The sequence below is a fragment of the Krasilnikovia sp. MM14-A1259 genome (genome assembly GCF_047159535.1).
GTDB lineage: Bacteria > Actinomycetota > Actinomycetes > Mycobacteriales > Micromonosporaceae > Actinoplanes.
Map to the genome: position 1 here is coordinate 2,341,153 of NZ_BAAGAJ010000002.1, position 20,800 is coordinate 2,361,952.

The window sequence follows — 20,800 nt, forward strand, 5'->3', positions numbered from 1 at the left end:
CGCGTCAGACCTCCATCCCGTACTGGCGGGCGAACCGGACGTCGCCCTCGACCATCTCGCGCATGTCGCTGACCCCGTTGCGGAACATCAGGGTCCGCTCCACGCCCATGCCGAACGCGAAGCCCGAGTACCGCTGCGGGTCGATGCCGCAGGCGGTGAGCACCCGCGGGTTGACCATGCCGCAGCCGCCCCACTCGACCCAGCGCGGCCCGTCACGGTGCTGGGCGAACCACACGTCGAACTCGGCGGACGGCTCGGTGAACGGGAAGTAGTGCGGCCGCCAGCGGGTCCGCGCGTCCGGCCCGAACATCGCCCGGGCGAAGTGGTCCAGCGTGCCCCGCAGGTGGGCCATCGTGATGCCCTCGTCGATCACCAGCCCCTCGATCTGGTGGAACACCGGGCTGTGCGTCGCGTCCAGCTCATCGGTCCGGTACGCCCGCCCCGGACAGACGATGTAGATCGGCGGCTTGCGGGTCAGCATGCTGCGCACCTGCGCGGGCGACGTGTGCGTACGCATCACCAGACCCGGCAGGTCCAGGTAGAACGTGTCCATCGCGCCGCGCACCGGGTTGTCCGGGCCGATGTTGAGGGCGTCGAAGTTCGCCCACTCCAGCTCCAGCTCGGGCCCCTCGGCGACCTCGTAGCCCATGCCGACGAACAGGTCCGCCATGTGCTCCATCAGCGTGGTCAACGGATGCCGGGCGCCGCGCGGGCGGCGGTCCCACGGCAGGGTGACGTCGACGCGTTCCTCGACCAGCATGCGCGCGGCGCGTTCGCGCTCCAGCTCGGCGTGGCGGGCGTCGAAGGCGGCCTGAATGGACTGCCGGGCCACGTTGACACGCTTGCCCGCGTCGGACTTGGCGGCCGGGGGCAGCGAGCCGATCTCGCGCCGCGCCAGCGACACCGGCGAACGGTCGCCCAGGTGGGCCGGCTTCAGCGCGCCGAGGGCGTCCAAGTCGGACGCGCCGCCGAAGGCCTTCTCGGCCTCGGCGACCGCGGCGTCGAGCGCCTCGGGGTCGAGCAGGGCGGCCTGCTTCGGATCGTACGGATCGTTGCGGTAGGACATGATCGGGCGAACTCCCTCACACCGGATGAGCCATGCGGGCTCGTCGGGACCGAGTGCACCGAGCGCAGCGAGGCCGCGAGTGGGGCGACTCAGGTGGATCAGTGTACGGAGGCGCGGCTGAGCCGCAGCCCGCCGGTCAGGGAAGTTCGCACAGGAGTTTACGTGCGCAGCCCGCGACCAGCGGGCCGGCTAAACATCCTGGTGGTCGTCACGGGCGCCAGCATACCGCCGGGGCGTTCCCGGTCGCCACGGCGTTCCGCGAGCCCCGGTCGCTCGACGGTTGACTTTCCCGCCAGGAAAGTCGACACTGAGTTTCCCAACGGGAAAGTGAGGCGTCATGAACGAACTGACACCCGAGCAGGCGCGGGCCGCCCTCGACACCGTCGAGCGCAACCGCCGCAGGGTCATCGACGAGATCGACGTCCCGCTCTGGTACTGGGTGGCGCTGGCCGTCGCGTGGATCACGCTCGGCGTCATCGCCGACCTCAACAATCCGCTGGCCACCACGCTGGCCACGGTCTTGATCGGGGCCGCGCACTCGTCGATCGCGCCCCGGGTGATCAACGGCCGGCGGCGCAGTCACCAGATGAGCGTGCGCGCCGACGTCGCCGGCCCGCACCTCGCGGCCTGGGTGCTGGGCAGCCTGGTCGCTCTGGTCGGGATCACCATCGTCGCCGCGCTCGCCCTGAACGCCGACGGCGCACGTCACCCGGCCACGTGGGCCGCCGTGCTGGCCGCGGTCATGCTCGTGCTCGGCGGGCCGCTGCTGTCGGCGACCGCACGCCGCCGGGCCGTACGGTCCGGAGCCGCCTCATGACCACGCCGCGCTTCGACGAGCTGATCCATCCCAGCACCCGCCTGTCCATCGTCTCCCTGCTCGCCGCCGCGGACTGGGCCGACTTCAGCTACCTGCGCGACCAGCTCGGACTGTCCGACTCCGCGCTGTCCAAACAGGTGTCGACGCTGGAGCAGGCCGGTTACGTCGCCGTCGACCGCACGGACCGGCGCCGCGTACGGGCCCGGCTGACCGGCGACGGCCGTACCGCGTTCGAAGGTCACGTCGCCGCGCTGCAGGCCATCGTGGCCACCGCGAACATCCCGGCCCCCAGTCCGGTCAGCGAATGAGCACCGGGTTCACCGCAGGGCGCGGGCGGAGGCGTACAGGCAGACCGCGGCGGCAGCTGCCAGGTTGAGGCTTTCCGCAGCCCCGTGGATCGGCACCCGCACCCGGCGGTCCGCGGCGTCGAGCAGTTCGGCGGGCAGGCCGTGCGCCTCGGAGCCGAACAGCCAGGCGGTCGGCCGGGCCAACTCCCCCGCGTCGAGCAGGTCGTCCAGGTCGTCGGCGCCATGACCGGTCGCGGCGAGCACCTGCACCCCGGCGGCACGCAGTGCGTCGAGGACCGCGCCGGGCGCACGCTCGCGGACCACGTCGACGTGGAACAGACTGCCCGCGGAGGCGCGTACACATTTGCCGTTGTACGGGTCCACCGCGTCGCCCGCGAACACCACCGTGCCCGCGCCCGCAGCGTCGGCCGTACGCAGGACCGTCCCGGCATTGCCGGGGTCGCGGATGTCCGCTGCCACGGCGATCAGACGGGGCCGCTTGGCGAGCGCCTCGCCCAGCCCGATGTCGACCTGGTGGCAGACGGCGACCAGGCCCTGCGGCTGGACGGTCTCGGCGAGCGCTTCCAGGGCCTCGCCGGTGACCGCGGAGACCGCCTCGGCGTCGGCGGCCAGCGCCGCGTACCGGTCGAGAGCGGCCTCGGTGCCGAACAGTTCGATGACCGCGCCCGCGGCCATCGCCTCCCGCACGGCCTGCGGGCCTTCGGCGAGGAAACGGCCGGTCTGCTCGCGGTCCCGGCGCCGCTGCAGGCGCCGGGCAGCCACGATGCGGGGGGTACGGGGCGTGAAAAGGCGCCCCTCGTCACGGCTGTCGCCGGGAACGGGGGGCGCCTTACGCACGGGTGGATCAGGCAGCCTGAGCGGCGGCGCCGCCGGTGCCCTCGGCCGCCACCGCGGCCCGCGCGATCTCGACGATCGCCGCGAACGAGGCGGCGTCGTTGACGGCCATGTCGGCCAGGATCTTGCGGTCCACCTCGACGCCGGCCAGCTTCAGCCCCTGGATCAGCCGGTTGTACGTCATGCCGTTGGCACGGGCGCCCGCGTTGATCCGGGTGATCCACAGCTGGCGGAAGTCGCCCTTGCGGTCCCGGCGGTCGCGGTACGCGTACTGCATCGAGTGCAGCACCTGCTCCTTGGCCTTGCGGTACAGCCGCGAGCGCTGCCCGCGGTAGCCGCTGGCGGTTTCCAGCAGCGTACGGCGCTTCTTCTGGGCGTTCACTGCGCGCTTGACGCGTGCCATATCGGTACTCCTATCGGGGAACGGGTGTGGCGCGCGTCAGCGGCCCAGCAGCTTCTTGACTCGCTTCGTGTCGGCCTTCGCCACCACGACGGTGCCGGTCATCCGGCGGGTCACCTTGGAGGACTTGCCCTCCAGCAGGTGCCGCTTGCCGGCCTGCTCGGTGACGAGCTTGCCGCGGCCGGTGACCTTCACCCGCTTGCCCATGCCGGTGTGGCTCTTCATCTTCGGCACTTGTCGAACGCCTCTTTCTCGATCTTGCTCTGCTCCGCCCGGCAAGGGGCCGGGCGGAGCGTCACTCTGCGGTGGTGTCGGCGGCTGCGGCCGGCGGTGCCTCGGCACCCTCGCCGTCGCGCTGCTCACGGGGGGTCTTCCCACTCGCGGCGGCAGCAGCAGCCTTGGTGGCCCGGTGCGGGGCCAGGACCATGATCATGTTGCGGCCGTCCTGCTTCGGACTGGCCTCCACGAAACCCAGGTCCGCGATCTCCTCGCTGAGCCGGCGCAGGAGCCGGAAGCCCAGCTCCGGGCGGCTCTGCTCGCGACCGCGGAACATGATCGTCACCTTGACCTTGTCGCCCGCCTTGAGGAACCGCACCACGTGACCCTTCTTGGTCTCGTAGTCGTGCGGGTCGATCTTCGGCCGGAGCTTCATCTCCTTGATGACGGTCTGCTGCTGGTTGCGCCGCGCTTCGCGCGCCTTCAGTGCGCTCTCGTACTTGAACTTGCCGAAGTCCATGAGCTTGCACACCGGCGGGCGCGCCATGGGCGCAACCTCGACCAGGTCCAGGTCGACATCCGCGGCCAGTTGGAGGGCGCGCTCGAGCGGGACGATGCCCACCTGCTCACCCTCCGGACCGACCAGACGGACCTCGCGGGCCCGGATCTGTTCGTTCACGCGTGGTTCGACGCTGATGAGGCCTCCTTAGAACGATGTATCTCGCCTGCCCGGCCGCGGATCTCGCGGAACGGGCACCGCCAATGTCGGTCGGCCTCGCACACCCCCCGGCTACGGAGGCGACGGGAAAGCAGAAGGCCCCGGACATGCCGGGGCCCGCTCGACCGGTCATCGGCGCCCAGGAGGACGCGCCCCGACGCCGGGATGACTCCCGACGTGGGTGACCGGACCCGGACACCGGTGATGGTGACTCGGGTGGGAACCAGCGGGCTCCTCTTTCGCGCGCAGCCCCAAAAGAGGCTCCGCGTGGTCGACTGGCGAAGTCTACCAGCCCTCAGGACGCCGCGTCCGCCGAGGCCTCGTGCAGGGCCCGCAGCGTCCGCACCCCCTCCACCGCGTACTCCCGGTCGGCCGCCTGCAGCGCGTGCACCGAGACCGTCTCGTCGTCGTGCAGCTCCAGCGTCGCCCACGGCGAGTTGCGGTCGAAGCGGACCGCCCGCACCACCGACCACGGCAGGTCGTAGCCGCCGATGACGTTGCGGACCTTCACCCCGGCCGCATCCGCGCTCACCCGGGGCCGGGTGAACGCCAGGATGCCCAGCGCGATGAGCACCCCCAGGCCGACCATGGCGCTCTGGTCGCCGCGCTCGAACCGGCCGAAACCGTCCCCGGTCGCCCCATGCAGGCCGAAGCTGAGCACGGTGAACAGGACCACCACGGCCACCGCGGCGGCGCCCGCGACCCAGCGGATGCGCCGGGGCCGGTAGACCACGGGTACGGAGGACTGCGTCACGCCCACCACTGTGCCACTCACAGCCGGCAGTTGTGGATGTCGGTGACCAGGATGGCCCGGGCGCCCAGCTCGTACAGCTCGTCCATCACCCGGTGGACCTCCTTGCGCAGCACCATGGCCTGCACCGCCACCCAGCCCTCCCGGTGCAGCGGGGAGACCGTCGGCGACTCGATGCCCGGGGTCAGCCCGGTCGCCTGCTCCAGCAGGTCGGCGCGCACGTCGTACGCCAGCATCACGTACGTACGGGCGACCAGCACGCCCTGCAGGCGGCGCATCAGCTGGGCGACCCCGCCGGGCGCCCCCGTGCTGTGGCGCCCGATGAGGATCGCCGAGGACCGCAGGATCGGCTCCCCGATCGTGACGAGGCCGGCCTGGCGCAGCGTGGCCCCGGTCTCCACGACGTCCGCGATGACGTCGGCGACGCCGAGGCGGACCGCGTTCTCCACCGCGCCGTCGAGACGAACCACGTCCGCCTTCAGGTTGTGCTCGGCCAGGTGCTGCTCCACCACCCCCGGGTACGCGGTGGCGATGCGGCGCCCGGCGATGTCGTCGGCCGAGACCAGCGACCCCGCCGGGGCGGCCCACCGGAACGTGGCCCCGCCGAAGCCCAGGTCGAGCAGTTCGACGGCGGGCACCCCGGAGTCGACCAGCAGGTCCCGGCCGGTGATGCCGAGGTCCAGGTCGCCGGAGCCGACGTACGTGGCGATGTCACGAGGCCGCAGGTAGAAGAACTCGACCTGGTTGGCCTCGTCCCGGCAGACGAGATCCTTCGGGTCGGTGCGCTGGCGGTAGCCGGCGTCGCGCAGCATCTGCGAGGCCGGGGCGGACAGGGTGCCTTTGTTCGGGATGGCGATGCGCAGCATGACGTGCTCCTTCGGGCGGGGTGGGTACTCCTCTCGGGGCGGCACGTCACAGATGTCGGTAGACGTCCTCGAGCGTCAGACCGGTCGCGATCATCAGCACCTGGGCCTGGTAGAGCAGCTGGGAGATCTCCTCCGCGGCCCGCTGCGGGCCCTCGTGCTCCGCGGCCATCCAGGACTCGGCCGCCTCCTCGACGACCTTCTTGCCGATGAAGTGCACGCCGCGTTCCAGCGCCGCGACCGTGGACGAACCCGGGTCCCGCTGCTCCGCCTTGGCCTGCAGCTCGGCGAACAGCTCTTCGAACGTCTTCACGGGTGCCGATTGTGGCAGCTCATCACCGGATCGCGTCGGACGGCCCCAGTGGGTGAGACGTGGCCTAGGCTGCGCGCATGCCCAGCCGACACTCGCGCACCGCGCTCGGCGGCGCGGTTCTGCTCCTGGCCGCGCTCGCGGCATGCGCTCCCGCGGACGACACCACCCCCGCCCAGGGCGGCTCCGCCTCGGCCTCCGGCACCCCCTGCCCGCCCGGCGGGCTGGCCACCCGCACCCTGGGCAAACTCACCGTCGCCACCGACGACCCGGCGTACGCGCCGTGGTTCGCGGACAACCAGCCGGACAACGGCAAGGGCTTCGAATCCGCGGTGGCCTACCAGGTCGCCGAGCGGCTCGGCTACCCGCGGGACAGCGTCACCTGGACCCGGGTGACGTTCAACAATGCGATCGCGCCCGGGCCCAAGGACTTCGACCTCGACATCAACCAGTTCTCCATCACCGACCAGCGCCGTCAGGCCGTCGACTTCTCGTCGCCGTACTATCTGGTCCGCCAGACCGTCATCGCACTGAAGTCGTCGAAGATCGCCGGGGCGAAGACCATCGCCGAGCTGCACGACGCCAAGCTCGGCGCGCAGGTCGGGACCACCAGCTACCAGGCCATCACCGAGGTGATCAAGCCAACGGTCCAGCCCCAGGTCTACAACAGCAACGACGACGCCAAGAAGGCGCTGCAGAACGGGCAGATCGACGGCCTCGTGGTGGACCTGCCGACCGCGTTCTACATGACCTCCGCGGAGTTGGAGAACGGCGTCATCGTCGGGCAGCTGCCGCAGGTCGGCGTGCCGGAACAGTTCGGCATCGTGCTCGACAAGGGCTCGCCGCTGACCGGTTGCGTCAGTACGGCGGTCGACCAGCTCCGCCAGGACGGCACCCTCGCGGTGCTGGAGAAGACCTGGCTGACGGGTACGGGTGGGGCTCCCGAGTTGTCGTGACCGCGATCCACGAGCCCAGCGAGATCCAGCGCGGCCGGATCGCGTACCGGCGGCGGCAGACCGTCCGGTCCGTACTGCTGGCCGCGGCCTCCACCGCGATCGTGGGCACCGTGCTCGTGGTCGCGGTGACCGGGGCGCCCGGCTGGGAACGGGTCAAACAGTCCTTCTTCGACCCGCAGGTGGCCCGCGAGGCGTTGCCCGCCATCCTCGCCGGACTGTGGCTCAACGTGCGGCTGCTGGTGTTCTGCGCGGCCGCGTCGCTGGCACTGGGCCTGCTCGTCGCGGTGCTGCGCACGCTGCGCGGGCCGGTCTTCTTCCCGGTCCGGGCCGTGGCCACCGGCTACACGTACGCGTTCCGCGGGCTGCCGCTGATCATCGTGCTGTACCTGTTCACGTTCGGGGTGCCCGGGTTGCGGCTGCAGGGCACCCCGAGTGTGCTGGTGCTGGGCGGGGCGGCACTGGTCGTCACGTACGGGGCGTACCTGGCGGAGGTGTTCCGGGCCGGGATCGAGTCGGTGCACCCCAGCCAGCTCGCCGCGGCCCGGTCGCTGGGGCTCACGTACCGGCAGACGATGCGGTTCGTGGTGCTGCCGCAGGCGGTGCGGCGGGTGGCGCCGCCGCTGCTCAACGACACCGTGGCACTGCAGAAGGACGTCGGCCTGGTGTCGCTGGCCGGGCCGGTCGACGCGGTACGCGCGGCCCAGATCTCCACGGCCGAGCACTTCAACTACACCCCGTACGTGGTGGCCGGGGTGCTGTTCGTGCTGCTGGCGCTGCCGCTGATCGTGGTCACCGACTGGGTGACGCTGCGGGCCGCCCGCCGCCAGTCGGGAGGGCTGTGATGGCGGTGCTGTCCTGCGCGCGCGTCCGCAAGGTCTACGGCGGCGCCGTGGTCCTGGACGACCTCAGCCTCGACGTGGACGAGCACCGGGTGGTGGCCCTGATCGGCGCGTCCGGCTCCGGCAAGTCGACGCTGCTGCGCTGCATCAACCTGCTCACCGGGATCGACGACGGCACCATCCACCTGGACGGCGAGGACATCACCGACCCGCGGGCCGACCCGGACGCGGTACGCCGCCGCATCGGGATGGTGTTCCAGTCGTACAACCTGTTCCCGCACATGAGCGTGCTCGACAACATCGTCCTCGCCCCGGTACGGGTGCACCGCCGCGACCGGGACGCGGCCCGCGCGCAGGCCCGCGACTGGCTGGAACGGGTCGGACTGGCCGACAAGGCGGACAGCTACCCGGACCGGCTCTCCGGCGGTCAGCAGCAGCGGGTGGCGATCGTGCGGGCCCTGGTCAACTCGCCCCGGCTGCTGCTGCTCGACGAGGTCACCTCCGCGCTCGACCCGGAACTGGTCGGCGAGGTGCTGACCATGATCCGCGACCTGAAGGCCGACGGGATGACCATGGTGCTGGCGACGCACGAGATGGGTTTCGCCCGGCAGATCGCCGACGAGGTCGTCTTCCTCGACGCCGGCCGCATCCTGGAGGCCGGGCCGCCGCAGCAGGTGCTGGGCGACCCGGCCGAGCCCCGGACCCGGCAGTTCCTGTCCCGGATCATCGAGGCCGGCCGGCTGTGACCCCCGGCAGGCGCTACGCGGGCAGGCCGCGGATGGTCAGGACGGCGTCGAGCACCGCGACCGTGCTCTGCCACCCCTTGTCCTCGATCGAGTCCTCCAGTCCGGCGCGGTCCCGGGCCTGACCGATCGACTCCACGGTCAGTACGCCGTGCGCCACCGGTGTCTGCTCGTCCAGGCTGACCCGGGTCAGCCCGGCGGTGACCGCGTCGCACACGTACTCGAAGTGGGCCGTCTCCCCGCGGATCACCACCCCGATCGCGACCACGGCGTCGCAGCGCTTGGCCATCGCCTGCGCCACGATCGGCAACTCGACCGAGCCCGCGACCCGGGCCACGATCACGTCGTCCACGCCGCACGCCTTCGCCGCCGCCTGAGCCCGATCAACCATGTGATCGACCAGGCTCGCGTGCCAGCGCGATGCGACGATGCCCAGCCGCAGCCCGGCAGCGTCGACTGTGCCCAGGTGCGGGTCCCCGAAGCCGGCCATGTCCGCCCTCCCCCTCATCAGGTGATCCTGATTGTCGTCCGCGGCCGCGCCCGCGGCCCCGGGTTTCGCCATTCGGCCGGGGCCGGTTCAGCCCGCGGCCGGGCCCGCCTCGCCGAGCTCGTCGAACAGGTGTCCCATCCGGTCCCGCTTGGTGCGCAGGTATCGCACGTTCTCCGGGTGCAGGCGCGCCGGCATGGCCTCACGCCCGGTGATCGTCAGCCCGTACCCCTCCAGCCCGGCCCGCTTGGCCGGGTTGTTGGTGAGCAGCCGCATCGAGCGCACCCCGAGGTCGTACAGGATCTGTGCGCCGATGCCGTAGTCGCGGGCGTCCGCGGGCAGGCCCAGATGCAGGTTCGCGTCGACCGTGTCGAATCCCGCGTCCTGCAGCTGGTACGCCTGCAGCTTGTGCAGCAGCCCGATGCCGCGCCCCTCGTGCCCGCGCATGTACAGCACCACGCCGCGGCCGGCGTCCGCGACCCGGCGCAGGGCCGCATCGAGCTGGGGGCCGCAGTCGCAGCGCACCGAGCCGAAGACGTCCCCCGTCAGGCACTCGGAGTGCACCCGGACCAGGACGTCCGCGCCGTCGGCGAGGTCGCCGTAGACGAGCGCGACGTGTTCCGCGCCGTCGGGCGCCGCGCGGTACCCGAACGCGGTGAACATGCCGTGCTCGGTGGGCAGCCGGGTCTCGGCAACCCGCTCCACCTGCCGCTCGGTACGCCGCCGGTACGTGATGAGCTGCTCGATGCTGATCAGCGCGAGACCGTGCTCGGCCGCGAACTTCTCCAGGTCGGGCAGGCGCATCATGGTGCCGTCGTCGTTGACCAGCTCGCACAGCACCCCGGCCGGACGCAGGCCGGCCAGCACGGTCAGGTCGATGGTGGCCTCGGTGTGTCCGGGGCGGCGCAGCACCCCGCCGGGCTTGGCGCGCAGCGGCACGACGTGTCCCGGCCGGGCCAGGTCACTGGCCTGGGTGGTCGCGGAGCCCAGCAGCCGGATGGTGTGTGCACGGTCGGCCGCCGAGATGCCGGTGCTGACCCCCTCGCGGGCGTCCACGGTCACCGCGTACGCGGTCCCGCGCCGGTCCTGGTTGGTGTGGAACATCGGCGGCAGGTCCAGCCGGTCCGCCTCCTCCTCGGTCAGCACCGCGCAGATGTAGCCGGAGGTGTAGCGGACCATGAATGCGAGCAGTTCGGGCGTGGCGTGCTCGGCCGCGAAGATCAGATCGCCTTCGTTCTCGCGGTTCTCGTCGTCGACGACGATCACGGGGCGTCCGGCGGCGATGTCCTTGACGGCCCGTTCGATGTCAGCCAGCACGGTGGCCTCCCAGCATCTTCTCGACATACTTCGCGATGACGTCGACCTCGAGGTTCACCGGGTCTCCGACCCCCTTCTGGCCGAGGACGGTGAGTTTCAGGGTGGTCGGGATCAGGCTGACGCTGAACGTGTCGTCGGTGACCTCGGTGACCGTCAGTGACACCCCGTCGACCGTGATCGAGCCTTTCTCCACGACGTAGCGGGCCAGCTCGGAGGGCAGCGAGAAGCGCAGCACCTCCCACGCCTCGCCGGGCTCGCGCGACAGCAGCCGGGCGACCCCGTCGACGTGGCCCTGCACCAGATGCCCGCCGAGGCGGGAGCCCAGGGTGGCGGCCCGTTCCAGGTTCACCGGGCTGCCCACGCGCAGCGCGGCCAGCGCGGAACGGTGCAGCGTCTCGGCCATCACGTCGGCGGTGAACGCGCCGTCGGACGCCTCGGTGACCGTGAGACAGACGCCGTTGACCGCGATGGAGTCGCCGTGCCGTACGTCGCCGGTCACGAGCGGTCCGCGCACGGTGAGCACTGCCGAGTCGCCGTCGGCGCCGACCAGCGCGACGACTTCCCCCAGTTCCTCGACGATGCCGGTGAACATCAGGCCTCCTTCTGGCGCAGTGTTGCGGTGAAGCGCAGGTCGTCGCCGACCTGCGCCACATCGATGAGATCCAGATCGATCGCCTCGGCGATGGTGACGACACCCGCGTCGACCAGTGCGGGCAGCCCGGCGCCGAGCAGTTTCGGTGCGACGTAGCCGATCACCTTGTCGACCAGCCCGGCAGCCAGGAACGCGCCTGCCAGGGTGGGCCCGCCCTCCAGCAGCACGCTGCGCACGCCGCGCCCGTACAGCGTGGTGAGCAGGGCGGAGAGGTCCGCGCGCCCGTCCGGGCCGGTGCCCAGCTCGGCCGCGGTGGCGATCCAGGTGGGCGCGGACGCGTCCCGGACGCGGGCGGTGGCCGGGGTACGGCCCGCCGTGTCGACCACGACGCGCAGCGGCTGGGTGATGGCGAGGCTGCCGTCGCGCAGATCACGCACGGTCAGTTGAGGGTCGTCCGCGAGCACCGTGCCGACGCCGACGACGATCGCGTCGACCGTGCTGCGCAGGGCGTGCACATCCGTACGGGCGGGAGACGAGGTGATCCACTGGCTGGTGCCGTCCGCGGCCGCCGCGCGCCCGTCCAGGGTGGCGGCGAACTTCCACGTCACGTACGGGCGGCCGCGGCGCACCGCGGTCAGCCACGCCACGTTGCCCGCCTCGGCCTCCGACCGCCGCGCTCCGACCACCACGTCGATCCCGGCGTCCCGCAGCGCCGCGGCGCCTCCGGCCGCGGCCGGGTTCGGGTCGTCCACGCCGATGACGACCCGGCGGATACCCGCCCCGATCAATGCCTTCACGCACGGGCCGGTACGGCCGGTGTGGTTGCAGGGTTCCAAGGTGACCACCGCGGTGCCGCCGCGGGCGCGCTCGCCCGCCTGCGCCAGCGCCACGATCTCGGCGTGCGGCCCACCCGCGTACGCGTGGAAGCCTTCGCCGACGACCTCGCCGTCCGGGTCGAGCAGCAGGCAGCCGACGACCGGATTGGGGCTGGTCGTACCGAGACCGCGGGCGGCGAGCGTGATCGCCCGGCCCATGGCCTCGTCCTCGGTCACCATCTGCGTCCCTCTCCGCACGGCGTGATCACGCGCTGGAAAGAGGGAGAAAACGACGGGAACCGGACATGACGGGACGGCTGACGCCGACCCGGCGCGGGTACGCCACGGCGCACCCTCGTCCTGCTCCGCGCGCTGTCTCCCATCCGGACTGTCTGACCGGGTGGCACATGTGCCACGTCGATCAACCGTCGGCCCCGGATTTTCACCAGGTCCACCGGGCGTCGTGGTGTTGACGACCGGGTCGCGGGCTTACCGCGGGCCAGAGTCGGCCCGTGGATCACCGCCGGTTCGGAATTTCACCGAGTCCCGCCAGCGCGTGGTGGGTCATCCATGAGTCTTGCACGCCGTGCGCAGGATGCAACCAGGCGAGCGACCCAGGTCACAGTCCGCGTTCGTCCTCGTCGTCCGATTCGGCGCGGCGGCGGTCGATCGCCACGTACGAACCGGGCTGGCTCTTGGCCACCTTCTTCATCTCCGAGGCGACCGCCACCACCATCCGCGGATCGAGCAGCCGGCGGCCCTCCGCGGTGGCCTGCGCGACCCCGATGGACAGCGTGATCAGGGCGGCGCGGTGCTTGTTGCCGCGCCGGTCCGGCACCTCGATGTAGCCGCGACGGGCGTCCTCGGGGTCGTACAGCCGGTCCGCGGACGCCTCGAAGTCGGTGACCGCCCGCTTGGTCAGCGGCAGCACCTGGTCGGGGGTGCAGATGAAGACGAAGTCGTCGCCGCCGATGTGACCGAGGAAGATCGACGGCGGGTCGGAGGCGGCGACCGCCCGGTGCAGGCTGCTGGCCAGCGCGGTGATGAATTCGTCGCCACGGTCGAAGCCGTACACGTCGTTGACGCTCTTGAACCGGTCGATGTCGATGTAGCCCACCGCGTAGTCCGCGCCCGACCGGATCCGGTCGGCGATCTCCCGCCGCACCCGGGCGTTGCCGGGCAGCCCGGTCAGCGGCGAGACCTCCCGGAACTCCTTGTTGCGCCGCAGCGTGGAGGAGACCCGGGCGATCAGCTCGGCCGTGTCGAACGGCTTGACCAGGTAGTCGTCCACCCCGGCGGTGAGCCCGACGACCTTGTCCACGGTCATGCCGCGGGCCGTCAGCATGATCACCGGCAGGGCGGACGTGAGCGGTTCGGCGCGCAGCCGCCGCGTCAGCTCCACACCGTCCATGGTCGGCATCATCCAGTCGACCACCGCGAGATCGGGCCGTCGGCTCTCGATGACCTCCAAGGCCTCGCGGCCGTCGCGGGCCCGCATCACCTCGAAGCCGTGCAGTTGCAGATTGAACGCGACGAACCCGGCGATGTCGTCATCGTCGTCGACCACCAGGATGAGATCCGGCCGGTCCTCGGGCTCCAGACCGGCTTCGTCCGCGGAATGCCGGACCTCCCCGGTGTTCATCGGCTGCCCGCCCGCAACCCGGTCATGGGGTCACCGTCGCACCCAGCGCGAGAGCCCGCAGCTTCCGGATGGCCTCGGCCGGGTCCTGCGCGCCGTACACCGCGGTGCCCGCGACGAACGCGTCCGCCCCCGCCTCGGCGGCCTGCTCGATCGTGTCGGCCGCGATCCCGCCGTCCACCTCCAGCCGCACCTGCAGCCCCTTCGCGCTGATCCGGCGGCGCACCGCGCGGACCTTGTCCAGCATCTCGGGCATGAACTTCTGGCCGCCGAACCCGGCCTTGATCGTCATGATCAGCAGGGTGTCCACATAGGGCAGAAGCTCCAGGTACGGCTCGACCGGCGTGTCCCGGTCGATCGCCAGCCCGGCCTTCGCACCGGCCGCCCGCAACGTCTTGGCCAGCGCCACCGGATCCTCGCACGCCTCCGCGTGGAACGTCACGTTGTACGCCCCCGCCTCCGCGTACCCCGGTGCCCAACGCTCCGGATCGGTGATCATCAGGTGCACGTCGAACGGGATGCTGGTCGCCGAACGCAGGCACTGCACCACCGGCAGGCCGATCGACAGGTTCGGCACGAAATGGTTGTCCATGACGTCGACGTGCACCCAGTCGGCGGCGCCCTCGATCGCATGCACCTCCTGCGCGAGGCGGGCGAAATCGGCGGCGAGGATGCTGGGCGCGATGATCGGCGAAGGCTCCACGGCTGAAGTGTATGACCCCGCGCCGGACCCGGGACTGCCGTCGGTGGCGCCCGCCCGCGATACTCGAAAACGCATCCGTGATCGTCGAGGCGGGGAGGAATCGGTGCGACGATGGCTCGCCGCGGCCGCGGCGACGACGGTGGTCCTGCTCGCCGCGGCCGGCTGCACCACGACGCACGGCACGGACGGCGACCTCACCGGCGGCTGGGCGATGATCGGGGCGCCCACGCCGTTCCGCCCGGCGACGAAGGTCTGCCACGAAAGCCTCCAGGCCGACTCGTCCCTGGCGACGTACCGGCCGGTGCCGTGCACCGACCTGCACGTCGCGGAGACGTTCCACGTCGCCGACGCCCCGGACGCGCCCGTGCCGCCCACGCCGGGATCGGCGCAGAGCCGCGAGGCGTACGCGCAGTGCGCGCAGCGGGCCGAGGCGTTCCTGGGCGGGCCGTGGCGGGGTGCCCGGATCGCCGTGCAGGTGCTGTGGCCGTCCCGGGCCGGGTGGCGCGGCGGGGCCCACTGGTTCCGCTGCGACCTCACCGAGACAGGCCTCGACGGGCTCGCCGCCACCGGCCGCTCCGGCAGCCTGGCCGGGGCACTGCGCGGCCCGTCGCCGCTGCGGCTGGGCTGCTTCGACGCCCGGGTGAACGGCGACTCCGTGACGGCCATGACACCCGTGGCCTGCACGCAACCGCACCGAACCGAGTTCGTCGGCCTGTGGACCGCGCCGGAGATCTCGTACGCGGCGCTGAGCGCGGACCGTACCCGTACCGCGCGGGGCTGCCGCAGCGCCATCGCCCGGTACACCGGCGTGCCCGACGACGACGAGGTGCAGTACCGCGCGGGCTGGATCTCGTACCGGCCGAGCCGCACCGAGTGGCAGCTCGGCGAGCGGCGGGTGCGCTGCTTCCTGTGGTTCCGCAACCGCACGCTCGACCGGTCGATGCAGGGCGCAGGCCCCACGGTGCTGCCGGTGCACTGAACGCCCAGCTCGCGCCGCCCGGTCAGCTCCTGGGGGCATGGGCGGCCCGCTCAGCGCGGGCCCGTGGAAGTGCGCGACCCGGCTCGGCAGCCGGTCAGCTGGTGCGGCGCAGCACCGCCAGGAACATCGCGTCCGTGCCGTGCCGATGCGGCCACAACTGCACCGTCGGGCCGTCGCCCAGCCCGGGCATGCCCGGCGGCAGCAGCGGGCGGGCATCCACGAAATCCACGTCGACGCCGGAGCGGCGGGCCCCCTCGGTGACGGTCACCTGTGTCTCCACCATGTGCGGCGAGCACGTCACGTATGCCACCACCCCGCCCGGCCGGACCGCACGCAACGCCGCCACCAGCAATTCGCGTTGCAGCCGGGTCAGCGGGGGCAGGTCGGCCGGCTGGCGCCGCCAACGCGACTCGGGGCGCCGGCGCAGCGAACCCAGCCCGGTGCACGGGGCATCCACCAGCACCCGGTCGAACGACTCTTCCGGCAGGTCCGGGTCGCGCCCGACCGTACGGCCGTCGGTGGGCAGCACGGTCACCGGCAGGCCGACCGTGGCTTGGTCGACGAGGCGGGCCCGGTGCTCGGCCACCTCCACCGCGGTCACCTCGGCGCCGCGCAACGCCGCGATCGACCCGAGCAGACCGGTCTTCCCGCCCGGGCCCGCGCACAGGTCCAGCCAGCGGGTGTCCGAACCCTCCACCGGCGCTTCCAGCAGTGCCGCGGCGACCAGCTGGGAACCCTCGTCCTGCACGTGCGCGCGGCCCTGCCGGATCGCGTCCAGGTCACCGGGCGCGCCGCCGTTCAGGTACACCGCGTACGGCGAGAACGCCGCGGGCACACCGTCGGCGTCGTCCGCGAGCTCCACCGGATCGGCCCGGCCCGGCCGGGCGCACAGGTGCACCGGGGCAGGCTGGTTGTCCTCGATGAGCAGCCGCGTGGTTTCGCCCAGGTCGCCGCCCAGAGCCTCCGAGAACGCCCGCACGATCCACTGCGGGTGGTGGTGCACCACCGACAGATGCGCGATCGGGTCGTCGTCGTACGCCGGGGCCAACTGCTCCAGCCACGCGTCGAGGTCCTTGCCCGCGATCTCGCGCAGCACCGCGTTGGCGAACCCGCCCGCGCCCGGCGCCACGGAACGGACCAGGTCGACCGTCTGGTTCACCGCGGCGTGCGCGGGCACCCGGGTGTGCAGGAGCTGGTACGCGCCCAGCCGCAGGGCATCCCGGGCGGGCGGGTCGATGCGGGCCACGTCGCGACCGGCCGCCGCCGCGATGATCAGATCGAGGGTGCCGACCGCGCGCAGTGTGCCGTACGTCAGCTCGGTGGCGAACGCCGCGTCCCGCCCGTGCAGACCCATGTCGCGCAGGATGTCGGCGAGCACCAGATTCGCGTACGCGTCGTCGCGGTGCACCGCCGCGACCGCCTCGTACGCTGCCTGCCGTGCCGGGTCGGACGGCGGCCGCCCGCCGCGCGGGGCCCGCCCGGTGCGGGCGTCGCGATCCTGCCCGCGGCCGTGGCCGGGGCCGCTGGAGCGGCGCGGGCGGCCGGAGCCGTGTGGACGGTCGGCGCGATGATCCGTCACGCGAAGCTCTCCCCCGCTGCGAGGCGCAGCCCGCGCGCCCAGTCCACGGCCGCCATGGCACGCTTGCCCGCCGCCCGGACCTCACCCAGGACGACCGGGGTCGTCGCCGTGCCCGCCAGCACCTGGGTGCGCTCGACGCGCAGCTCCCCGGGCGCCAGCGCGGGCGCATTCGCGACCGGATGGACGGGACCGAGTTTGAGCCGATCCCCCCGCAGGGTCGTCCAAGCCCCGGGCGCCGGGGTGCAGGCGCGGATGCGCCGGTCGACCGCGAACGCCGGGTCGTCCCAGCGCACCTGGGCGTCCTCCACGGTCAGTTTGGGGGCCAGCGAGATGCCGTCGGCCGGCTGCGGGTGGGCGCGGGCGGTGCCGGCATCCATCGCGTCCAGGACGGCCACGAGCAGCTCGGCGCCCGACACCGCGAGGCGTTCCAGCAGGTCACCGGAGGTGTCCGCGGGGCGGATCTCGTCGGTGACGGTGCCGTACACCGGGCCGGTGTCGAGACCCTCCTCCAGCTCGAACACGCTGGCGCCGGTCACCTCGTCGCCGTGCAGAACGGCGTGCTGCACGGGCGCGGCGCCGCGCCACGCGGGCAGCAGCGAGAAGTGCAGGTTCACCCAGCCGTGCTTGGGGATCTGCAGGGCGGCCGGGGGCACCAGCGCGCCGTACGCGACCACGGGAACGCAGTCCGGGGCGAGCGCACGCAACCGGTCCAGGAACTCGGGCTCGCGTGGGCGCTGCGGGGTGAGCACCTCGATGCCGCGCTCGTCGGCCCACGCCCCGGCGTTCGAACGGACCAGTCTGCGGCCGCGACCAGCGGGGGCGTCCGGGCGGGTGACGACCGCGAGCAGTTCGTGGCCGGAGGCGGCGATGGCGTCCAGCGAGGGCACGGCGACGGCCGGGGTGCCGGCGAAGATCAGGCGCACCGGGTCACCGCCCCAGGCCCAGGCCGAACAGGCCCCGCCCGTGCGGGCTCTGCTTGACCGTCGGCGGAGCGCCCGCGTCATACCAGTCCGCGGCGCGGATCTGCTTCATGGCCTCCTTGCGGGCGGCCGGGTCGAGGCGGTCGATGAACAACACTCCGTCCAGGTGGTCCGTCTCGTGCTGCACACAGCGGGCCATCAGGCCGGTGCCGACGAGCTGGATCGGGTCGCCGTGCTCGGTGAAGCCGCGGGCCACCACGTTCTGGCGGCGCCGGGTGTCCAGGTAGACGCCGGGGATCGACAGGCAGCCCTCGGGGCCGTCCTGCTCCTCCTCATCCGGGAAGTCGAGCACCGGGTTGACGATGTGGCCCACCACGTCGTCCACGTCGAACGCGAACACCCGCAGCCCGACGCCGAGCTGGGGGGCGGCCAGGCCGGCCCCGCCCTCATCCCGCATGGTCTCGATCAGGTCGGCGACGAGCCTGCGCAGCTCGGCGTCGAAATCCACGACGGGCTCGGCCTGGGTGCGCAGCACCGGGTCGCCGAACAGACGGATGGGCTGGACGGTCACGCGGTGCAACTCCCTACGGATACGGACGACGGGCTCAGTCTACGGAGTCCGCCGCAGCGGGCGCGCCGCCCGGTCGCGCACACCATCGAGCGGGGCTCGGGGGCCATTCGCGGCTCGAAGGGCCGATGCACTCGCCGACGCCCCGGGTCGCGGCACATACCCGTGGCGGGCGGCGCTGTGGACGACGTGCGGCGGGCGGCGTGGGCTGCGACTGAGGGGGCAGTCGCGCCTGCGCCCGGGCATCAGAACAGGTCTGCGGGGTCGATCTGGACCCGCACCGGCTGGACCGCCTTGCGGGCACTGCGCACCGCGGCCGCCTCGTGCAGGGCCCTGGCCAGCTCGGGCAGCGCACCGCGGGACACCCGGACCAGCATCCGCTCCTGGTCGTCGGCATCCGGCACATCCGTGGTCGTGGCCTCCCCGGGCGCCGAGCCACGCGACGCGGGCGCGTTCGGCCCGGGCCCGCGTCCTGCACCTCGGCCCCTGCCGGCCGGGACCGGGCCGAGCACCTCCGCGCCGTCGGGCAGCCGGGCCGCGTCGAGCAGCTCGGCCACGGCCGCCGGGTGGCCGGTCAAGCTGGCCATCCGGGCCGCAGGCGGAAAGCCCAGCTCCCGGCGCTCGGCCAGCTCCCGGGCCGCGAACCAGCCCGGGTCCCAGCGCAGCAGCGCCTGCACGGGGGCCAGTGACCCGTCCGCCACCACGATCACCCGGCCGCCGGCCGCACCGGGACGGGCCAGCGCAGCGGCGCTCAGCCAGCGGCGCATCGTCTCCTCGGCGGCGCGCAGGTCCGAACGCGTCAGCAGCGCCCACGTGTCGAGCAGCAGCACCGCGCCGTACCCGCCCTCGGCGCGTGGCTCGGCACCCGGGGTGGCCACCACCACGGCAGGCTCCGCCGGCACGACGTCCAGCACCTCGTCGCGGCCGGAGGTGCGCACCGGCGCACCCGGGAACGCGCGCCCCAACTCCTCCGCGGTGCGCCGGGCCCCGGTCACGGACGCGCGCAGGCGGCGCCCACCACAGGCAGGGCATGCGTACGCCGCGGCGGCGCGCCCGCACCAGTGACAGGTCGGCACGGCTCGCGATCCGGTCAACCCCAGCGGCCCCGCGCAGTGCGGACAGCGAGCAGGGGTACGGCAGTCCGCACACGCGACCGACGGCAGATAGCCCCGCCGGGGCACCTGCACCAGCACCGGCGCCCCGGCCTGCAGTGCCTGCCGGGCCGCCTGCCACGCGAGGCTGGGCAGGCGGGCCGTGGCGGCACCGGGATCGCGAGCGAGCTGGGGATCGTCCCCGGTCGGGGAGATCGCGGGGCTGCGCGCGCGCAGCGTGTCCCGGTCGGCGGCGATCTCCTTCGCCCACCCGGTCTCCAGCAGCAGCTGCCCCTCCCCGGTACGCGCGAAGCCGCCCACCAGAGCCGCACACCCGGCCAGCTGGGCGCGGGTGAGCAGCACGTCGCGGGCGTGCGGGTACGGTGCGCGGGGCTCGGCGTGCAGGTCGTCGCCGTCGTCCCAGATCACCACGAGGCCGAGCGCGGCGACCGGGGCGAACATGGCCGCCCGGGTGCCCGCCACGACCGGCACCCGATGCCTGCTGGCCGCCAGGAACCGGCGGTACCGTTCCGCGGGGCCGGCGGCCGCGTTGAGCGCGACATGCCGGCCAGGACCCAGCGCAGCGGCGAGGGCCCGGTCGAGCCGATCGAGGTCACGGGCATCGGGCACGACCACGACAACGCCCCGCCCGGCGTCGGCCGTGGCGGCGGCGGCCTCGGCGATCCGGGCCGCCCAGTCCTCGCCCGGCAGTGCCGACCACACGGCCCGGGCCGGCCGCCCGTCCGCGAGCGCACCCAGAAACGCGGCGCCGGCCCGGTACGCCCCCCATCCATCCCTGGACGTCCCCGGCTCGACGGGACCGGGCTCGACGGGGCCGGGCTCGACGGGAACCGGCGGAGTTGCGGGCGGGGCTGAAGGGGTGGGCGGGGGCGACGACTGGGACTCGACGCGAGCGTGGCGGGGTGGGACGGCCAGACGCAGGACGTCGATGAGATTGCCCGCATACCGCTCGGCGACCGCGCGGGCGAGCCGAGCCACATCGGGGTCGAGGACCCGCTCGGGCGACACAACCCGGTCCAGGTACGCGAGCTTGGCGTGCGCGGAGGACTCGACGCGCTCCAGCAGGAAGCCGCCGACGAGCTGGCCCGCGAACCGGACCCGCACGCGGACCCCGGGCTGGGCGGCCTCGTCGTCGGCGGCCGCGACGAGGTAGTCGAACGGGCGGTCGAGGTGGGCCAGCGGCACATCGACGCAGACACGCGCGACCGGGAGCCGTGCTGCCGGCTCCCGGTCGCGTTTCGTGCCGCTGGGTGTCACCCGATCATCCT

General features: G+C 72.9%; 24 protein-coding genes. 6 read left to right on the forward strand and 18 right to left on the reverse strand.

Features of this window, described 5'->3' with window-relative positions; all coding sequences use genetic code 11:
• Nucleotides 1-4: 4 nt before the first annotated feature.
• On the reverse strand, nucleotides 5-1,066 hold the full coding sequence (gene pheS, locus ACMCNK_RS10175; protein ID WP_412736140.1) for a phenylalanine--tRNA ligase subunit alpha: 1,062 nt from the start codon (nucleotides 1,064-1,066) through the stop codon (nucleotides 5-7).
• Nucleotides 1,067-1,403: 337 nt separating this feature from the next.
• Between pheS and ACMCNK_RS10180 the strand changes: the two genes are divergently transcribed.
• Nucleotides 1,404-1,883, forward strand: a complete 480-nt coding sequence (locus ACMCNK_RS10180; RefSeq protein ID WP_412736141.1) for a hypothetical protein — start codon at nucleotides 1,404-1,406, stop codon at nucleotides 1,881-1,883.
• Complete coding sequence (locus tag ACMCNK_RS10185) at nucleotides 1,880-2,191, forward strand: transcriptional regulator (protein ID WP_412736142.1); 312 nt, start codon at nucleotides 1,880-1,882, stop codon at nucleotides 2,189-2,191. Before ACMCNK_RS10180 ends, ACMCNK_RS10185 begins: the two co-directional genes overlap by 4 nt.
• A 9-nt stretch (nucleotides 2,192-2,200) precedes the next feature.
• On the opposite strand, the gene ACMCNK_RS10190 is transcribed toward ACMCNK_RS10185, so the two are convergent.
• The 7 genes from ACMCNK_RS10190 to ACMCNK_RS10220 all read right to left on the reverse strand — a co-directional run bounded on the left by ACMCNK_RS10190 (nucleotide 2,201) and on the right by ACMCNK_RS10220 (nucleotide 6,286).
• Nucleotides 2,201-3,028, reverse strand: coding sequence for a TrmH family RNA methyltransferase (locus ACMCNK_RS10190; protein WP_412736143.1), 828 nt, complete (start codon nucleotides 3,026-3,028; stop codon nucleotides 2,201-2,203).
• 7 nt (nucleotides 3,029-3,035) lie between these two features.
• Complete coding sequence (gene rplT / locus ACMCNK_RS10195) at nucleotides 3,036-3,428, reverse strand: 50S ribosomal protein L20 (protein WP_412736144.1); 393 nt, start codon at nucleotides 3,426-3,428, stop codon at nucleotides 3,036-3,038.
• A gap of 36 nt (nucleotides 3,429-3,464) precedes the next feature.
• Nucleotides 3,465-3,659, reverse strand: coding sequence for a 50S ribosomal protein L35 (rpmI, locus tag ACMCNK_RS10200; RefSeq protein WP_412736145.1), 195 nt, complete (start codon nucleotides 3,657-3,659; stop codon nucleotides 3,465-3,467).
• A gap of 61 nt (nucleotides 3,660-3,720) precedes the next feature.
• Nucleotides 3,721-4,320 carry a translation initiation factor IF-3 gene (infC, locus tag ACMCNK_RS10205; protein WP_412736146.1) on the reverse strand — a complete coding sequence of 200 codons (600 nt, stop codon included), beginning with the start codon at nucleotides 4,318-4,320 and terminating at the stop codon, nucleotides 3,721-3,723.
• A 334-nt stretch (nucleotides 4,321-4,654) separates the two neighbouring features.
• Nucleotides 4,655-5,113: a PH domain-containing protein gene (locus tag ACMCNK_RS10210; protein ID WP_412736147.1), complete on the reverse strand. Its 459-nt coding sequence runs from the start codon at nucleotides 5,111-5,113 to the stop codon at nucleotides 4,655-4,657.
• Between the two features lie 17 nt (nucleotides 5,114-5,130).
• Complete coding sequence (gene hisG, locus ACMCNK_RS10215; RefSeq protein ID WP_412736148.1) at nucleotides 5,131-5,976, reverse strand: ATP phosphoribosyltransferase; 846 nt, start codon at nucleotides 5,974-5,976, stop codon at nucleotides 5,131-5,133.
• Nucleotides 5,977-6,022: 46 nt separating this feature from the next.
• The gene (locus ACMCNK_RS10220; RefSeq protein WP_412736149.1) at nucleotides 6,023-6,286 is read right to left on the reverse strand and encodes a phosphoribosyl-ATP diphosphatase; all 264 of its coding nucleotides are present in this window, start codon (nucleotides 6,284-6,286) and stop codon (nucleotides 6,023-6,025) included.
• A gap of 77 nt (nucleotides 6,287-6,363) precedes the next feature.
• On the opposite strand from ACMCNK_RS10220, the gene ACMCNK_RS10225 reads away from it, so the two are divergent.
• The 3 genes from ACMCNK_RS10225 to ACMCNK_RS10235 are packed head-to-tail and all read left to right on the forward strand — an operon-like array spanning nucleotide 6,364 to nucleotide 8,824.
• The gene (locus ACMCNK_RS10225; RefSeq protein WP_412736150.1) at nucleotides 6,364-7,239 is read left to right on the forward strand and encodes an ABC transporter substrate-binding protein; all 876 of its coding nucleotides are present in this window, start codon (nucleotides 6,364-6,366) and stop codon (nucleotides 7,237-7,239) included.
• Nucleotides 7,236-8,081: an amino acid ABC transporter permease gene (locus ACMCNK_RS10230; protein ID WP_412736151.1), complete on the forward strand. Its 846-nt coding sequence runs from the start codon at nucleotides 7,236-7,238 to the stop codon at nucleotides 8,079-8,081. The genes ACMCNK_RS10225 and ACMCNK_RS10230 overlap by 4 nt, the downstream gene beginning before the upstream one ends.
• On the forward strand, nucleotides 8,081-8,824 hold the full coding sequence (locus ACMCNK_RS10235; RefSeq protein ID WP_412736152.1) for an amino acid ABC transporter ATP-binding protein: 744 nt from the start codon (nucleotides 8,081-8,083) through the stop codon (nucleotides 8,822-8,824). The genes ACMCNK_RS10230 and ACMCNK_RS10235 overlap by 1 nt, the downstream gene beginning before the upstream one ends.
• A gap of 13 nt (nucleotides 8,825-8,837) precedes the next feature.
• Here the strand turns inward: ACMCNK_RS10235 and ribH are convergent, their stop codons facing one another.
• The 6 genes from ribH to rpe form a co-directional block, all read right to left on the reverse strand.
• A complete protein-coding gene (ribH, locus tag ACMCNK_RS10240) occupies nucleotides 8,838-9,311 on the reverse strand; it encodes a 6,7-dimethyl-8-ribityllumazine synthase (protein ID WP_412740808.1) in 474 nt (157 codons plus the stop codon).
• 87 nt (nucleotides 9,312-9,398) lie between these two features.
• Nucleotides 9,399-10,652 carry a bifunctional 3,4-dihydroxy-2-butanone-4-phosphate synthase/GTP cyclohydrolase II gene (locus ACMCNK_RS10245; protein WP_412736153.1) on the reverse strand — a complete coding sequence of 418 codons (1,254 nt, stop codon included), beginning with the start codon at nucleotides 10,650-10,652 and terminating at the stop codon, nucleotides 9,399-9,401.
• Nucleotides 10,615-11,217 (reverse strand): riboflavin synthase, encoded by a 603-nt coding sequence (locus tag ACMCNK_RS10250; RefSeq protein WP_412736154.1) that lies wholly within the window; start codon nucleotides 11,215-11,217, stop codon nucleotides 10,615-10,617. Before ACMCNK_RS10250 ends, ACMCNK_RS10245 begins: the two co-directional genes overlap by 38 nt.
• Nucleotides 11,217-12,272: a bifunctional diaminohydroxyphosphoribosylaminopyrimidine deaminase/5-amino-6-(5-phosphoribosylamino)uracil reductase RibD gene (ribD, locus tag ACMCNK_RS10255; RefSeq protein WP_412736155.1), complete on the reverse strand. Its 1,056-nt coding sequence runs from the start codon at nucleotides 12,270-12,272 to the stop codon at nucleotides 11,217-11,219. The genes ACMCNK_RS10250 and ribD overlap by 1 nt, the downstream gene beginning before the upstream one ends.
• A 379-nt stretch (nucleotides 12,273-12,651) precedes the next feature.
• Entirely contained in the window at nucleotides 12,652-13,674 is a 1,023-nt protein-coding gene (locus ACMCNK_RS10260; RefSeq protein WP_412736156.1) for a response regulator, read from the reverse strand.
• 22 nt (nucleotides 13,675-13,696) lie between these two features.
• On the reverse strand, nucleotides 13,697-14,374 hold the full coding sequence (gene rpe / locus ACMCNK_RS10265) for a ribulose-phosphate 3-epimerase (RefSeq protein WP_412736157.1): 678 nt from the start codon (nucleotides 14,372-14,374) through the stop codon (nucleotides 13,697-13,699).
• Nucleotides 14,375-14,477: 103 nt separating this feature from the next.
• Between rpe and ACMCNK_RS10270 the strand changes: the two genes are divergently transcribed.
• Entirely contained in the window at nucleotides 14,478-15,353 is an 876-nt protein-coding gene (locus ACMCNK_RS10270) for a septum formation family protein (RefSeq protein WP_412736158.1), read from the forward strand.
• Between the two features lie 94 nt (nucleotides 15,354-15,447).
• Here the strand turns inward: ACMCNK_RS10270 and ACMCNK_RS10275 are convergent, their stop codons facing one another.
• From ACMCNK_RS10275 to ACMCNK_RS10290, 4 genes are all read right to left on the reverse strand, one after another.
• Nucleotides 15,448-16,932, reverse strand: coding sequence for an RsmB/NOP family class I SAM-dependent RNA methyltransferase (locus ACMCNK_RS10275; RefSeq protein WP_412736159.1), 1,485 nt, complete (start codon nucleotides 16,930-16,932; stop codon nucleotides 15,448-15,450).
• On the reverse strand, nucleotides 16,929-17,855 hold the full coding sequence (fmt, locus tag ACMCNK_RS10280; RefSeq protein WP_412736160.1) for a methionyl-tRNA formyltransferase: 927 nt from the start codon (nucleotides 17,853-17,855) through the stop codon (nucleotides 16,929-16,931). Before fmt ends, ACMCNK_RS10275 begins: the two co-directional genes overlap by 4 nt.
• Before the next feature lie 4 nt (nucleotides 17,856-17,859).
• Nucleotides 17,860-18,423 carry a peptide deformylase gene (gene def / locus ACMCNK_RS10285; RefSeq protein WP_412736161.1) on the reverse strand — a complete coding sequence of 188 codons (564 nt, stop codon included), beginning with the start codon at nucleotides 18,421-18,423 and terminating at the stop codon, nucleotides 17,860-17,862.
• Nucleotides 18,424-18,665: 242 nt separating this feature from the next.
• The gene (locus tag ACMCNK_RS10290) at nucleotides 18,666-20,789 is read right to left on the reverse strand and encodes a primosomal protein N' (RefSeq protein WP_412736162.1); all 2,124 of its coding nucleotides are present in this window, start codon (nucleotides 20,787-20,789) and stop codon (nucleotides 18,666-18,668) included.
• Nucleotides 20,790-20,800 lie beyond the last annotated feature (11 nt).

Coding starts and splice junctions, on each gene's coding strand:
- ACMCNK_RS10260 (WP_412736156.1), bottom strand. CDS start 13,674: ATGAACACCGGGGAGGTCCGGCATTCCGCGGACGAAGCCGGTCTGGAG.
- ACMCNK_RS10185 (WP_412736142.1), top strand. CDS start 1,880: ATGACCACGCCGCGCTTCGACGAGCTGATCCATCCCAGCACCCGCCTG.
- pheS (WP_412736140.1), bottom strand. CDS start 1,066: ATGTCCTACCGCAACGATCCGTACGATCCGAAGCAGGCCGCCCTGCTC.
- ACMCNK_RS10235 (WP_412736152.1), top strand. CDS start 8,081: ATGGCGGTGCTGTCCTGCGCGCGCGTCCGCAAGGTCTACGGCGGCGCC.
- ribH (WP_412740808.1), bottom strand. CDS start 9,311: ATGGCCGGCTTCGGGGACCCGCACCTGGGCACAGTCGACGCTGCCGGG.
- hisG (WP_412736148.1), bottom strand. CDS start 5,976: ATGCTGCGCATCGCCATCCCGAACAAAGGCACCCTGTCCGCCCCGGCC.
- ACMCNK_RS10250 (WP_412736154.1), bottom strand. CDS start 11,217: ATGTTCACCGGCATCGTCGAGGAACTGGGGGAAGTCGTCGCGCTGGTC.
- ribD (WP_412736155.1), bottom strand. CDS start 12,272: ATGGTGACCGAGGACGAGGCCATGGGCCGGGCGATCACGCTCGCCGCC.
- ACMCNK_RS10245 (WP_412736153.1), bottom strand. CDS start 10,652: ATGTCGAGAAGATGCTGGGAGGCCACCGTGCTGGCTGACATCGAACGG.
- ACMCNK_RS10225 (WP_412736150.1), top strand. CDS start 6,364: ATGCCCAGCCGACACTCGCGCACCGCGCTCGGCGGCGCGGTTCTGCTC.
- rplT (WP_412736144.1), bottom strand. CDS start 3,428: ATGGCACGCGTCAAGCGCGCAGTGAACGCCCAGAAGAAGCGCCGTACG.
- ACMCNK_RS10180 (WP_412736141.1), top strand. CDS start 1,404: ATGAACGAACTGACACCCGAGCAGGCGCGGGCCGCCCTCGACACCGTC.